General features: G+C 63.6%; 15 protein-coding genes. 7 read left to right on the top strand and 8 right to left on the bottom strand.

Annotated elements, in window-relative coordinates:
- Window positions 1–228 precede the first annotated feature (228 nt).
- Entirely contained in the window at window positions 229–1,113 is an 885-nt protein-coding gene (locus tag ACWNZ1_RS21225) for a sugar nucleotide-binding protein (RefSeq protein WP_256453833.1), read from the top strand.
- On the top strand, window positions 1,106–2,035 hold the full coding sequence (locus tag ACWNZ1_RS21220; protein ID WP_456027875.1) for an NAD-dependent epimerase/dehydratase family protein: 930 nt from the start codon (window positions 1,106–1,108) through the stop codon (window positions 2,033–2,035). The genes ACWNZ1_RS21225 and ACWNZ1_RS21220 overlap by 8 nt, the downstream gene beginning before the upstream one ends.
- A 67-nt stretch (window positions 2,036–2,102) precedes the next feature.
- Here the strand turns inward: ACWNZ1_RS21220 and ACWNZ1_RS21215 are convergent, their stop codons facing one another.
- The 5 genes from ACWNZ1_RS21215 to ACWNZ1_RS21195 form a co-directional block, all read right to left on the bottom strand.
- Window positions 2,103–2,801: an OmpW/AlkL family protein gene (locus ACWNZ1_RS21215; protein ID WP_256453831.1), complete on the bottom strand. Its 699-nt coding sequence runs from the start codon at window positions 2,799–2,801 to the stop codon at window positions 2,103–2,105.
- 224 nt (window positions 2,802–3,025) lie between these two features.
- On the bottom strand, window positions 3,026–3,544 hold the full coding sequence (locus tag ACWNZ1_RS21210) for a DUF3299 domain-containing protein (RefSeq protein ID WP_135847409.1): 519 nt from the start codon (window positions 3,542–3,544) through the stop codon (window positions 3,026–3,028).
- 11 nt (window positions 3,545–3,555) lie between these two features.
- Complete coding sequence (locus tag ACWNZ1_RS21205; RefSeq protein WP_256453830.1) at window positions 3,556–4,821, bottom strand: ABC transporter permease; 1,266 nt, start codon at window positions 4,819–4,821, stop codon at window positions 3,556–3,558.
- A 1-nt stretch (window position 4,822) separates the two neighbouring features.
- Window positions 4,823–5,533 (bottom strand): ABC transporter ATP-binding protein, encoded by a 711-nt coding sequence (locus tag ACWNZ1_RS21200; RefSeq protein WP_053187667.1) that lies wholly within the window; start codon window positions 5,531–5,533, stop codon window positions 4,823–4,825.
- A gap of 162 nt (window positions 5,534–5,695) precedes the next feature.
- A complete protein-coding gene (locus ACWNZ1_RS21195; protein WP_135847407.1) occupies window positions 5,696–6,277 on the bottom strand; it encodes a DUF2796 domain-containing protein in 582 nt (193 codons plus the stop codon).
- A gap of 130 nt (window positions 6,278–6,407) precedes the next feature.
- Between ACWNZ1_RS21195 and ACWNZ1_RS21190 the strand changes: the two genes are divergently transcribed.
- On the top strand, window positions 6,408–6,761 hold the full coding sequence (locus ACWNZ1_RS21190; RefSeq protein ID WP_135847406.1) for a hypothetical protein: 354 nt from the start codon (window positions 6,408–6,410) through the stop codon (window positions 6,759–6,761).
- Here ACWNZ1_RS21190 and trxA read toward each other — a convergent pair.
- The 3 genes from trxA to ACWNZ1_RS21175 all read right to left on the bottom strand — a co-directional run bounded on the left by trxA (window position 6,758) and on the right by ACWNZ1_RS21175 (window position 8,948).
- Entirely contained in the window at window positions 6,758–7,630 is an 873-nt protein-coding gene (gene trxA / locus ACWNZ1_RS21185; protein WP_135847405.1) for a thioredoxin, read from the bottom strand. The genes ACWNZ1_RS21190 and trxA overlap by 4 nt on opposite strands.
- Window positions 7,631–7,830: 200 nt before the next feature.
- Window positions 7,831–8,487, bottom strand: coding sequence for a class I SAM-dependent methyltransferase (locus ACWNZ1_RS21180; RefSeq protein ID WP_265072458.1), 657 nt, complete (start codon window positions 8,485–8,487; stop codon window positions 7,831–7,833).
- Entirely contained in the window at window positions 8,484–8,948 is a 465-nt protein-coding gene (locus tag ACWNZ1_RS21175) for a YbaY family lipoprotein (RefSeq protein WP_256453826.1), read from the bottom strand. Before ACWNZ1_RS21175 ends, ACWNZ1_RS21180 begins: the two co-directional genes overlap by 4 nt.
- A gap of 127 nt (window positions 8,949–9,075) precedes the next feature.
- Between ACWNZ1_RS21175 and nrdR the strand changes: the two genes are divergently transcribed.
- From nrdR to ribBA, 4 genes are read left to right on the top strand one after another with little or no spacing between them, the layout of a single operon-like run.
- Window positions 9,076–9,540, top strand: a complete 465-nt coding sequence (gene nrdR / locus ACWNZ1_RS21170) for a transcriptional regulator NrdR (protein WP_024778359.1) — start codon at window positions 9,076–9,078, stop codon at window positions 9,538–9,540.
- Window positions 9,537–10,670: a bifunctional diaminohydroxyphosphoribosylaminopyrimidine deaminase/5-amino-6-(5-phosphoribosylamino)uracil reductase RibD gene (ribD, locus tag ACWNZ1_RS21165; RefSeq protein WP_135847401.1), complete on the top strand. Its 1,134-nt coding sequence runs from the start codon at window positions 9,537–9,539 to the stop codon at window positions 10,668–10,670. Before nrdR ends, ribD begins: the two co-directional genes overlap by 4 nt.
- A gap of 45 nt (window positions 10,671–10,715) precedes the next feature.
- Entirely contained in the window at window positions 10,716–11,390 is a 675-nt protein-coding gene (locus ACWNZ1_RS21160) for a riboflavin synthase (RefSeq protein WP_135847400.1), read from the top strand.
- Window positions 11,391–11,406: 16 nt separating this feature from the next.
- Entirely contained in the window at window positions 11,407–12,498 is a 1,092-nt protein-coding gene (ribBA, locus tag ACWNZ1_RS21155; RefSeq protein ID WP_265072457.1) for a bifunctional 3,4-dihydroxy-2-butanone-4-phosphate synthase/GTP cyclohydrolase II, read from the top strand.
- Window positions 12,499–12,506 lie beyond the last annotated feature (8 nt).

The following is a 12,506-nucleotide window of genomic DNA, read 5'->3' as shown; positions in this document are numbered from 1 at the left end:
TCGCCTGGCAGGGCCCCTTCGCGAGCAAGCCCGCTCCCACATTTGGAAGGCATTCTCATGTGGGAGCGGGCTTGCTCGCGAAAGGGCCCTAAAGAACAGTACAAATGCCGGATCTGCACTTTACGGATGACGGTTGCGCACTAAACCCGCAAAATGCAACGATTCCGACAACGCCTGCGGGCGTTGTCGACCAAATTCTTGTGCCAACAGACTGGGCCTGCTGACTTTATGCGAATGCGCCTTATGTTACTGGGCGGCGGGAATGCCCTCGGGCAGGCGCTGATTCGCCTCGGTGCAGAAGAAGACATCGGTTTTCTTGCCCCCCGCCCCCCCGAAGACGGTTGGGATGCCGCGAGCCTGACTCAGTTGCTCGACGACACCCGGCCGGACGCCTTGATCAACCTGGCGTACTACTTCGACTGGTTCCAGGCCGAGGCCGTCAGCGAGCAGCGCCTGGCCAACCAGGAGCGCGCTGTCGAGCGTCTGGCCGAGTTGTGCCAGCACCACAACATCGTCTTGCTGCAACCGTCCAGCTATCGGGTGTTCGACGGCTCCCGCGCCACCGCCTACAGCGAAAAGGACGAACCCGTGCCCCTGGGCCTGCGTGGCCAGGCGTTGTGGCGGATCGAGCAAAGCGTGCGTGCCACCTGTCCGCAGCATGTGTTGCTGCGTTTCGGCTGGCTGCTGGACGACAGCGCCGACGGTATCCTCGGCCGTTTCCTGGCCCGGGCCGAGCAGCCTGAAGAGTTGCTGCTGGCCGACGACCGACGCGGTAATCCGACGCCGGTGGACGACGCCGCACGGGTGATCATCTCGGTGCTCAAGCAACTCGATTGCGCGGCGCCGCTGTGGGGCACCTATCATTACGCCGGGCATGAGGCGACCACGCCACTGGCGCTGGGCCAGGCGATCCTTACCGAAGCCCGCGCCCTGCATCCGCTGGCGATTGAAGCGCCCACGGCCCAGGCTCACGCCGCACGGCCGGACGCCGCCGAAGAACCGCAACACGCGGTACTGGCCTGCAAGAAAATTCTGCACACTTTCGGGATCAAGCCCCGCGCCTGGCGCGCGGCACTCCCGGGCTTACTGGATAGGTTTTATCGTCATGGCTGAAGGCCCTGTTTTAATCACCGGCGGCGCCGGTTTCATTGGCTCGCACCTGACCGACGCTTTGCTCGCCAAGGGACACACGGTGCGCATCCTCGATGACCTGTCCACCGGCAAGCGCAGCAACCTGCCGCTGGACAACCCCGCTGTCGAACTGATCGAAGGCAATGTCGCCGATGCCGCGCTGGTGGCCCGGGCCATGGCCGGTTGCAGCGCCGTGGCGCACTTGGCGGCGGTGGCCTCGGTGCAAGCGTCGGTGGACGACCCGGTGCGCACGCACCAGAGCAATTTCATCGGCACCCTGAATGTCTGCGAAGCCATGCGACAGTCCGGGGTAAAACGGGTGTTGTTCGCTTCCAGCGCAGCGGTCTACGGCAACAACGGCGAAGGCGAGTCCATCGACGAAGAAACGCCCAAGGCCCCGCTCACGCCGTATGCCTCGGACAAACTGGCCAGCGAGTTCTACCTGGACTTCTATCGCCGCCAGCACGCGTTGGAGCCGGTGGTGTTCCGCTTCTTCAACATCTACGGCCCACGTCAGGATCCGTCCTCGCCGTATTCCGGGGTCATCAGCATCTTCAGCGAACGGGTGCAGAAAGGCCTGCCGATCACTGTGTTCGGCGACGGCGAGCAGACTCGGGATTTTGTCTACGTCGAAGACCTGGTTGACCTGCTGGTGCAGGCCATCGAGAAGCCCGAGGTGGAAGTAGGCGCGGTGAACATCGGTTGGAACCAGGCCACGACCCTCAAGCAGATGCTCCAGGCCTTGGCTGCGGTGGTGGGTGACCTGCCGCCGATCAGCTACGGCCCGGCGCGTTCCGGCGACATCCGCCATTCGCGGGCCAATAACAGTCGGCTGTTGGAGCGTTTCAGCTTTCCAGCGCAAACGCCGATGAGTGTGGGGCTGGCGCGGTTGTTGGGGCGCTGAGTTTCCACCAGCCACAAAAAAGGCGCCTTTCGGGGCGCCTTTTTCGTGAGTCCTACAGCGTCTTCACTTAAAACTTGTAACCCAACCCCACCATGTAGATCCACGGATCCACATCGACATTCACTTTGGCGCGAGTCCCGCCGGCCACGGCGTTGTTGTCCACATAAGCGGTGGTGTCGATGTCGATGTAGCGAACCTGGCCGTTGATCATGACGTTGTCGGTCAGCATGTAGTCGGCGCCCACTTGCCACGCCATGCCCCAGCTGTTGCTCGCCCGGAAGTTGCTGAAACCGTTGGCACTGGCTTCGCTGCCGACGTGCTCGTCGTAGATCCAGGTGTAGTTGATGCCGGCGCCGACATAAGGCTGGAAGGTGGATTTGGCATCGAGCGGGTAGTAGACCAGGCTCAAGGTCGGCGGCAGGTGCTTGAGGGTGCCGAGCTTGTTATTGGCCGCGCCCAGGGCGGTGCCTTTGATTTTCACGTCATGCTCGAACGGCGAGGCCGCCAACAATTCGATACCCAGGTTATTGGTGATCATGTAGGCGAAGTTCAGGCCCAATTGCGTGTCGCTGCTCATGGTCGCCTTGCCGCCCAGATCAGTGCCGGCCAGCGGACCACGGTCGACCTTGACGCTGGAACTGTCGGCTTCTGGATTGACGGTGATGGCGCCGGCGCGAACGATGATGTCGCCGGCCGTATGGGCCTGGGCGAGCGGAGTAGCGAGCGCGAGGGCAACGAGGGAAGCGCTGAGCAAGGACTTGTGCATGGGGGCTCCAGAGGACATTTCAAAATTGATGTCCTATGGTACGAAGGCGTATGTAGGCGGCTTTTGACTCAGCTCAATGAAAATGCGATGAGCAACCTTGAGGCCCCCTTCGCGAGCAAGCCCGCTCCCACATTCGACCGCATTCCTTCTGACTGAACTTGGTCAACTGTGGGAGCGGGCTTGCTCGCGAAAGCTATTTCAAAGGCGATACATAACCCCGGGATTCACTCCGGCAGCTCATACACATAAATCTTCTGCGCCTCCATCTGATACCCGGCATCGGCCAGTTCACTGGTGGACGGCTTGACCTGCATCGGGCCTTCGACCCAGTACGGCTGGTACAACTCGTCGAGCTTGACCCCAACCTCGCTTTTCACATGCACGATCTGATTCGACGGCGGTGGCGGCACGTGGATGCAGGCGCCGAAGTACGGCACCAGTAGAAAGTCCGTGGTACGGCCTTCCTCGCTGACTTCCAGCGGCACGATGTAGCCCGGCAGCCGGATCTGCTGGCCGTCGAGGGCCTTGACCACCGGGGCGTTGGGCAAATCCTGCTTGGCCGCCGGGGCGGATTCGGCGGCCAGGGCATCGCTCATCTTCGACAGGTCGTGCAGTGGGGTCATGTTTGGCACTTCCGGCGGCGCGTCCGGCGGGATCATCTCCGACCAGGCCAGGTCCCTTGGTTCGGCCGCCCACAGCGGCAGGGCGACCAACATCAACAGCGCAAGCAGGGCGCGGGGCATCTTCAAGGTCCTCATAAACGGATCGACAGGCCATCGGCCAACGATTGGCGATAGGCGCGCCAGGCCGGCACGCTGCCCATCAACAGGGCGGCGACCAGGATGCCAGCCATCAGCGTCCATTCATATTCGCTTGGCCAGCCCAGCGGCAGGTACAAGCCATAGGCCGACTGCACGTAACCCTGGGCGGCGGCGATGCCGATGTACAGCAAGGCCAGCCCGGAGACGACCCCGGCCAGCGCCAGGGCGAAGGCTTCGAGCACCAGCAGCGTCGCGATGTGCCACGGCCGCGCGCCCACCGAACGCAGGATCGCCATTTCCCGGCGGCGTTCGTTGAGGCTGGTGAGGATCGCCGTGAGCATGCCGATCAACCCCGTGAGTACCACGAACAATGAAATCACGAACAAGGCTTTTTCCGCCGTGCCCATCAGGCTCCACAACTCCTGCAGCGCCACGCCGGGCAGGATCGCCAGCAACGGTTCGCCGCGGAACTCATTGATCTCGCGCTGCAAGGCAAACGTAGAAATCTTGCTGTTGAGGCCGAGCATGAACGCGGTGATCGCCTGGGGCGTGAGGTCCATGTTGCGCGCCTGGTCGGCACTGATGCGACCATTGCCCTGGGCCGGCACGCCGTTTTTCCAGTCGATGTGGATCGCTTCCATGCCACCGAGGCTGATGTGCAGCGTGCGATCTACCGGCGTGCCGGTGCGCTTGAGAATACCGACCACGGTAAAGGGCTTGTCGTCATGCTTGACCAGGCTGACCACTGCCACGCCGTGGGCCAGCACCAGTTTGTCGCCGAGCTTGTAGTGCAACGCCTCGGCCACTTCGGCACCGAGCACCACTTCGAAAGGGTCGGTGGCGAAGGCCCGGCCATCGGCCAGCTCCAGGTGTTGTTGGCGGCCGTACTGGTAATGCTCGAAGTAGGCTTCGGTGGTGCCCATCACCCGGTAGCCGCGATGGGAGTCGCCGAGGGACATCGGGATCGCCCACTTCACTTTCGGGTTGCTGGCGAAGTGTTCGAAGCTGTCCCAACGGATGTTGTTGGTGGCATTGCCGATGCGAAACACTGAATACAGCAGCAGGTTTACCGAACCGGAGCGGGCGCCGACGATCAAATCGGTGCCGCTGATGGTGCTGGCGAAACTCGCCCGGGCCTCGGTGCGCACCCGCTCCACCGCCAGTAGCAGGCACACCGAAAGGGCGATGGCGAAAGCGGTGAGGATCGCGGTGAAGCGGCGGTTCGCCAGGCTGGCCATGGCTAGACGGAACAAATACATCTCAGACCTCGAGTGGCGTGGCGGCGCGATTGAGATCGGCCAGCGAGAGGTTACGGTCAAACAGCGGCGCCAGGCTCTGGTCATGGCTGACAAACAACAGGCTCGACCCGGCCTCGCGGCATTCAGCGAACAACAGCCGCAGGAAGTTTTCCCGCGCGTCGTAGTCCAGGGCCGAGGTTGGTTCGTCGGCGATCACCAGTTCCGGTTGACCGATCAACGCCCGGGCGGCGGCGACCCGTTGCTGCTGGCCGATGGACAACGAGTCGGCGCGGCGTTCCAGCAGGTTTGGATCGGTCAGCCCCAGATGAGCCAGCAGCGTGGCGGCAGCTTGGTCGACGCTGCCGTGGCGCTGGATGGCCCGTTGCGCACGCAGCTTGGAAAAGTGGCAGGGCAGTTCGACGTTTTCGCGCACCGAGAGAAACGGCAGCAGGTTGAATTGCTGGAAGATGTAGCCAGTGTGGTCCACGCGAAAGCGGTCGCGGCTGCCGGCGCCCAGTTCGGTGAGTTCCTGGCCGAGCAGGCGAATGCTGCCCCGGTCCGGCGTCTGCACACCGCCCAGCAGCCCCAGCAGCGTGGTTTTGCCACTGCCGCTCGGACCTTTGAGGAACAACGTCTCGCCGGCTTCCAGGCGAAACGCCGGGATATCCAGCAACGGCGGATGCCCGGGCCAGCTGAAGCCCAGGTCGGAGAGTTCGATGAGTGCTTGGGTCATGTTTGCCGCTTCAAGGTAATGGAGCACCTGTGGGATATCTGTGGGAGCACAGCTTGCTGGCGATGAGGCCGTAACATTCAGCTTGGATGTCGACAGTCGGACCGCTATCGCGAGCAAGCTTTGCTCCCACCAGGCTCGCCTCTACATGGGTTTTGCGGTGAGTCAGAACTTCAGGGTAGGCACCTTGGCCGTCACTTCCACGCCCTGCTGGCCGCTCGGGCTGATCAGTTGTACCTGAATTTTCTGGGTGGCCGGGAAGGTTTTGAACAGTGTTGCCAGGTCCAGGTTCTTCAGCGCACCTGGGGCGGCGCAAGTGAACTGGTAGTGGGCGTGGATCTCACTGTGCTCGTGGTGTTCGTCACCGTCGGCATCTTCATCATGGTCTTCGTGGTCCGGTTCGTCGCCGAACAACGGGCTTTCCAGTTCCTGCTGGGCCACGGTGCATTGGGCCGCGGCCGGCAAGTTGAACAGTGCCAGCGGCTTGTCCAACTGTGCCCGTACGGCGGCGACCTTGGCTTTGTCGGCATCGCTGGTGGCGGCGTGTTCGAAGCCCACCAGGTTCATCGCCGGGCTTTCCAGTTCCAGCTCCAGGGTCTGGCCGTCCAACGCAGCGTTCAATCGGCCAACCCCGTGTTCGTGGGCGCCGAGGCTGCCGTGCTCGTGGTCATGATCGTGTTCGACCGCCGCATGAGCGACAGCCAATGGCAGCAGGGCGAACGGCAGGGCAAGAAGCAGACGACGCATGACGAGTCTCCAGAAAGTACGAGTTGTGTTATGTAATCTTATAACGAAAGTGCGCAGAGTTTGACCGTCTGCTTGGCGTCGCGCAAGGCCCATGGGAGCATGGGGACATGAAATCTTCAGGAGCACAGTAATGTTGCGGATACGCGGAACCGTCGGCGATTGGCCGGTGGACTTGTCGATCGAAATGGATGAAGGCGACTGGGCGCAGCTCGGCGCGCAGTTACAAGTGGCCAAGTCCGAGGGCGTGGCGGCACCGGTGGCCAAACCGGCGAATCAGGACGATGCCCCGTGGCAGATCGCCAAGGAACTGCTGCGCAAGGCCGGGCAGTTGAGCGGCCCGGATTTGCTGGAGCAGCTCGAAGGCCTCACCGGCAGCGCCTCGGCGGGCAAGCGGTTGTTGGTGCGCTTGCGCCATAGCGCCGAGGTCAAGGTGTTGAGCGGCGGCGATACGCCGCTCTATAGCTGGGTCGGGCCCGAGGCTTAATACAGCGCCGCGAACAGCTTGCGGCGATAGGTCGTCACCAGCGGATGATCGTTGCCCAGCAGTTCGAACACCTGCAGCAAGGTCTTGTGGGGCAGGCCTTCGCTGTAGCTGCGGTTACGCACGAACAGCTTGAGCAGTGCGTCGAGGGCCGCTTCGTACTGCTGGCGGGCCAGTTGCTGGATCGCCAGTTGATACACCGCTTCATCGTCCTGCGGGTCTTTCGCCAGGCGGGCCTTGAGATCGGCGGCATCCGGCAGGTTTTTGGCCAGACCGAGGAACTGGATCTGCGCCTTGGCTCCAGCGAGCGCGGCCTTGTGCTCGTCGCTTTTCACCGCGTCGAGCACGGTTTGCGCTTCGCCCAGTTCGCCGCGTTCGGTCAGGCAGCGGGCGTACAGGATCAGGGCCTTGGCGTTGGTATTGTCTTCGCCCAGCAACACCGTGAGCACGGCTTCGGCGTCGGCGAAACGACCGTCATCGAACAGCGCCTGGGCCTGTTCGAACGGGTCGGCCGCGGCCGGTGGCGGCATTTGCACATGGGGCTCGAGCATCGTGCGCACCGCCGATTCCGGCTGGGCCCCGGCGAAACCGTCAACCGGCTGGCCGTCCTTGAACAGCACCACGGTGGGCAGGCTGCGGATGCCGAAGCGGGCGACGATGTCCTGCTCAATGTCGCAGTTGACCTTGGCCAGCAGCAGTTCGCCCTGATAACTCTCGGCAATGGTTTGCAGCATCGGCATCAGCGCCTTGCATGGCGCGCACCACTCGGCCCAGAAATCCACCAGCACCGGTTTGTGGAAAGAGTTGGCGATCACCGATTGGTCGAAATCGGCGGTGGTGGCGTCGAAAATGTAGGGCGTGTCCTGGGTCATGGGGGATCTCGTAGAGCGCTTGAATGGGGCAACTATACGGCTTGGTGGGGGTGGCTGAAAGCGGGGGGGCTTTCGTCTTGTGGTGTCTGATGGGACGCCTTCGCGAGCAAGCCCGCTCCCACATGGGGTCTGCGGTGAACATGCATTTTGTATCCACTGGAGATCGACTGTGGGAGCGGGCTTGCTCGCGAAGCTTTTATCTAGTCGCGCCGCGCGTGGTACAGACTCACATGCCGAAACTCTTCAGGCTCAGCCAAGTCCGGCAACGTCATGGCTTCCAGCATTTCGATGCGCCGGTACAGCGGATGCTGGAAATCCCGCACTCGGGAATCGGCCACCAGGGCTTCGCGGCCGCGGCTGAGGAAGTGGTCGAGCAGCGGCAGGTTGGCGCGGTCGTAGAGCACATCGGCGACCAGGATCAGGTCGAAGCGATCGGCCTCGGCGAAAAAATCCGTCGAATAGCTCAACGCCACGTCATTGAGCAAGGCATTGGCCCGGCATGCGGCAATCGCCAGCGGATCGAGGTCGCAAGCCACCACTTCCAGCGCGCCGGCCTTGACCGCCGCGATGCCAGCGACACCAGAGCCGGCACCGAAATCCAGCACCCGCTTACCCTCGACCCACTGCGGCCGTTCGGCCAGATAGCGAGCCATCGCCAGGCCGCTGGCCCAGCAAAAGCTCCAGTAAGGCGGTTCGTGGAGGATGCGCCGGGTTTCTTCCGGGCTGAAGGCGCGGTCCATGTTGTCGCCGTCGATCAACCACAGTTTCAGCTCAGTGTCGGGCAGCGGACAGGCCGCCAGGCGCGCGTCGCCCAGCAACTCGGCCAACGCGTGTTGCAGGTCTTGCGGTGCATTCATGGCGCTTTGACGAATTGCAGGGCGCCCAACGCCTGGGTGGTCGGTTGGCTGATACGTTGTTCCGGCAGGTGCAGGATCAACTGGCCGGACTGGCTGGCACGACCGCGCAGCTCTACCCGGGCGCCGACCGGGAAGGCATCGGGGTTGAAACGCAGGCGGAAGGGCAGGACCTGGTTGGTGCCGATCAGGCTGGAACTGGCGAGCAGTTGCTGCGGGCGGTCCTTGTCATCGATCACCAGCAGCGCCAATTCGACCTCGGCCCCAACCGGTACGCCTTGCAAGGTGCCGCTCAATTCCCGCTGGTACGCCGGCAGTGGCCCCAGTTCGGCGGCCTGGCGGGCTTTTTCCTGGGCCTGTTTCGGCGCCGGGGCCGGTGCGGGGGCGGCGGGCTTGGGAGCGTCACTGCTGCACGCCATCAGCAGGCTGAAAAGACTGAGCAAAACGAGTGATCGTAACGGCATGTGTGGCTCCAGCAAGGTGAATTCCATGGATCTGACGGTATGCCCGTCTGTATACCGTAAACCCTATGGCTTGTCTTGCCAGTGGGATGCGCTACCATGGCCCTCCCTTTTTTTGTTGCCTGCCACCATGCACTGTCCCTTCTGCGGTGCCAACGACACCAAGGTCATCGACTCGCGACTGGTCGCCGAGGGCGAACAGGTCCGCCGCCGCCGCGAATGCCTGGCCTGCGGCGAGCGTTTCACCACGTTCGAGACCGCTGAACTGGTGTTGCCGCGCCTGATCAAAACCGACGGCAGCCGCCAGCCGTTCGACGAAGACAAACTGCGCGCCGGCATGCAGCGCGCCCTGGAAAAACGCCCGGTGAGTGTCGAGCGCCTGGAAGCGGCGCTGGTGCACATCAAGCACAAGCTGCGGGCGACCGGCGAGCGTGAGGTCAAATCCCTGGTGGTCGGTGAGCTGGTGATGGCCGAGCTGCAGAAGCTCGATGAAGTCGCCTACATCCGTTTCGCCTCGGTGTACCGGCGCTTCCAGGACTTGAACGAGTTCCGCGAAGAAATCGACCGCCTGGCCCGCGAACCGGTGAAAGAATGACCGTTTCGGCGCAGCAGGCCGTCCTCGACGCCCACTACATGGCCCGTGCCCTGGAGTTGGCGCGGCGCGGTCACTACACCACCCACCCCAATCCCCGGGTCGGTTGCGTGATCGTGCGTGACGGACAGATTGTCGGCGAAGGCTGGCACATCCGCGCCGGCGAACCCCATGCCGAAGTCCATGCCCTGCGCGCCGCCGGTGAACAGGCCCGGGGCGCCACGGCCTACGTGACCCTCGAGCCCTGCAGCCATCACGGGCGCACGCCGCCGTGTGCCGACGCGCTGGTCAACGCCGGCGTGGCGCGGGTGGTGGCGGCAATGCAGGACCCGAACCCGGAAGTCGCCGGTCGTGGTCTGCAACGGCTGGCCCAGGCTGGCATCGCCACTGAAAGCGGCGTGCTGGAAGGCGAGGCGCGCCAGCTCAACCAGGGTTTCCTCAAACGCATGGAACACGGCCTGCCGTTCGTGCGGGTCAAGCTCGCCATGAGCCTGGATGGTCGCACCGCCATGGAAAGTGGCGAAAGCCAATGGATCACCGGCCCGGCCGCACGCTCGGCGGTGCAACGCCTGCGGGCCCAGGCCAGCGTGGTGCTGACCGGCGCCGATACGGTGCTGGCGGACAACGCCCGACTGACCGTGCGCGCCGATGAACTCGGGCTGGACCCGGAGCAGACCGCGCTGGTCATGAGCCGTCCGCCGTTGCGGGTGCTGGTGGACGGGCGCCTGCGGGTGCCGCTGGATGCAGCGTTCTTCAAGGCCGGCCCGGCGTTGGTCGCTACCTGCATGGCGGTGGAAGAACAGTACGCCAACGGCCCTGAATGCATGATTGTGGCGGGCGATGACGGCCAGGTCGATCTGCGTCGCCTGCTGGTGGAGCTGGCGGGCCGTGGCGTCAACGAGGTGTTGGTGGAGGCCGGTCCGCGCCTGGCGGGGGCATTTGCCCGGCAAGGTCTGGTGGACGAATTCCAGATTTTCATCGCCGGCAAGTTCCTCGGTTCTACGGCGCGACCGTTGCTGGATTGGCCGCTGGCGCAGATGAAAGATGCCCCAGCGCTGAAAATTACCGAAATCCGCGCCGTGGGCGATGACTGGCGAGTCATCGCCGTCCCCGTTTCGCCGGCGAGCGTATAATTCCCGGCTTTCGCTAAGCGGCGGCCTGTTCTCGAGGAGGACTCCATGTTTACCGGCATCATCGAATCCATCGGCAGCATCCGCGCACTCACCCCCAAGGGCGGCGATGTGCGGGTTTATGTCGAAACCGGCAAGCTCGACCTGAGCGACGTCAAACTGGGCGACAGCATTGCGGTCAACGGCGTGTGCCTGACCGCGGTGGAGCTGCCGGGCAACGGTTTCCTGGCCGACGTCAGCCGCGAAACCCTCGACTGCACCGCCATGAACGATCTCAAGAGCGGCAGCCCGGTCAACCTGGAAAAAGCCCTGACCCCCACCACTCGCCTGGGCGGACACCTGGTCAGCGGCCATGTCGACGGCGTCGGCGAAGTGGTCTCGCGCAGCGATAACGCCCGGGCCGTGGAGTTTCGCATCCGTGCGCCGAAGGAACTGGCCAAGTACATCGCCCATAAAGGCTCGATCACCGTCGACGGCACCAGCCTGACGGTCAATGCGGTGGATGGCGCCGAATTCCTGCTGACCATCATCCCGCACACCCTGAGCGAAACCATCATGGCCTCGTATCGGCCGGGTCGCCGGGTCAACCTTGAAGTCGACTTGCTGGCCCGTTACCTGGAGCGCCTGCTTATGGGAGACAAGGCCGCAGAGCCTGGCTCCCCACAAAAGCCGGGTAACATCACTGAAAGCTTTCTGGCCGCCAACGGCTACCTCAAATCCTGACCCAAGGGGGTGCCGCGTGGCGCTCAATAGCATCGAAGAACTGGTTGAAGACATCCGCCAAGGCAAGATGGTCATCCTTATGGATGACGAAGACCGCGAGAACGAAGGCGACCTGATCATGGCCGCCGAGTGCTGCAAGGCCGAACACATCAACTTCATGGCCAAGCACGCCCGTGGCCTGATCTGCATGCCGATGACCCGCGAGCGCTGCGAGCTGCTGAAGCTGCCGCTGATGGCGCCGCGCAACGGCTCCGGTTTCGGCACCAAGTTCACCGTGTCCATCGAGGCTGCCGAGGGCGTGACCACCGGTATCTCCGCCGCTGACCGTGCGCGCACCGTGCAAGCCGCCGCGGCGAAAGACGCCAAGGCCGAAGACATTGTCAGCCCCGGCCACATCTTCCCGTTGATGGCCCAGGCCGGTGGCACCCTGGCCCGTGCCGGCCACACCGAAGCGGCGTGCGACCTGGCGCGCATGGCCGGTTTCGAACCCAGTGGGGTGATCTGCGAGGTGATGAACGACGACGGCACCATGTCCCGTCGCGCGGAACTGGAAACGTTCGCCGCCGAACACAACATCAAGATCGGCACCATCGCTGACCTGATTCACTACCGGATGATCCACGAACGTACCGTTCAGCGGATTGCCGAGCAGCCGCTGGACAGCGAATTGGGCCAGTTCAACCTGGTGACCTACCGCGACTCGGTGGAAGGCGACGTGCACATGGCGCTGACCCTGGGCACCGTGTGCGCCGAGGAACCGACCCTGGTGCGCGTACACAACATGGACCCGCTGCGCGACCTGTTGATGGTCAAGCAGCCCGGCCGCTGGAGCCTGCGGGCCGCCATGGCCGCGGTGGCCGCGGCTGGCAGCGGCGTGGTGCTGCTGCTCGGTCACCCGCTCGACGGCGACGTGCTGCTGGCGCACATCCGCGAAACCGGCGATCAGGCCGTGGTGAAAAAACCGACCACCTACAGCATCGTCGGTGCCGGTTCGCAGATCCTTCGCGACCTGGGCGTGCGTAAAATGCGCCTGATGAGCGCGCCGATGAAATTTAATGCGATATCCGGTTTCGATCTGGAAGTTGTAGAATACGTGCCCTCCGAATAATCACCCGG

The organism is Pseudomonas sp. CFBP 5748 (assembly GCF_053850495.1).
The sequence above is the reverse complement of the archived record's forward strand: the minus strand, read 5'-3'. Positions and strand labels throughout refer to the sequence as shown.

Bases quoted from the DNA above. Each gene is read 5' to 3' on its own strand.
- ribD (WP_135847401.1), top strand. From the start codon at position 9,537: ATGACCGTTTCGGCGCAGCAGGCCGTCCTCGACGCCCACTACATGGCC.
- nrdR (WP_024778359.1), top strand. From the start codon at position 9,076: ATGCACTGTCCCTTCTGCGGTGCCAACGACACCAAGGTCATCGACTCG.
- ACWNZ1_RS21220 (WP_456027875.1), top strand. From the start codon at position 1,106: ATGGCTGAAGGCCCTGTTTTAATCACCGGCGGCGCCGGTTTCATTGGC.
- ACWNZ1_RS21215 (WP_256453831.1), bottom strand. From the start codon at position 2,801: ATGCACAAGTCCTTGCTCAGCGCTTCCCTCGTTGCCCTCGCGCTCGCT.
- ACWNZ1_RS21195 (WP_135847407.1), bottom strand. From the start codon at position 6,277: ATGCGTCGTCTGCTTCTTGCCCTGCCGTTCGCCCTGCTGCCATTGGCT.
- trxA (WP_135847405.1), bottom strand. From the start codon at position 7,630: ATGACCCAGGACACGCCCTACATTTTCGACGCCACCACCGCCGATTTC.
- ACWNZ1_RS21190 (WP_135847406.1), top strand. From the start codon at position 6,408: ATGTTGCGGATACGCGGAACCGTCGGCGATTGGCCGGTGGACTTGTCG.
- ACWNZ1_RS21160 (WP_135847400.1), top strand. From the start codon at position 10,716: ATGTTTACCGGCATCATCGAATCCATCGGCAGCATCCGCGCACTCACC.
- ACWNZ1_RS21180 (WP_265072458.1), bottom strand. From the start codon at position 8,487: ATGAATGCACCGCAAGACCTGCAACACGCGTTGGCCGAGTTGCTGGGC.
- ACWNZ1_RS21175 (WP_256453826.1), bottom strand. From the start codon at position 8,948: ATGCCGTTACGATCACTCGTTTTGCTCAGTCTTTTCAGCCTGCTGATG.
- ACWNZ1_RS21210 (WP_135847409.1), bottom strand. From the start codon at position 3,544: ATGCCCCGCGCCCTGCTTGCGCTGTTGATGTTGGTCGCCCTGCCGCTG.
- ACWNZ1_RS21225 (WP_256453833.1), top strand. From the start codon at position 229: ATGCGAATGCGCCTTATGTTACTGGGCGGCGGGAATGCCCTCGGGCAG.
- ACWNZ1_RS21205 (WP_256453830.1), bottom strand. From the start codon at position 4,821: ATGTATTTGTTCCGTCTAGCCATGGCCAGCCTGGCGAACCGCCGCTTC.
- ACWNZ1_RS21200 (WP_053187667.1), bottom strand. From the start codon at position 5,533: ATGACCCAAGCACTCATCGAACTCTCCGACCTGGGCTTCAGCTGGCCC.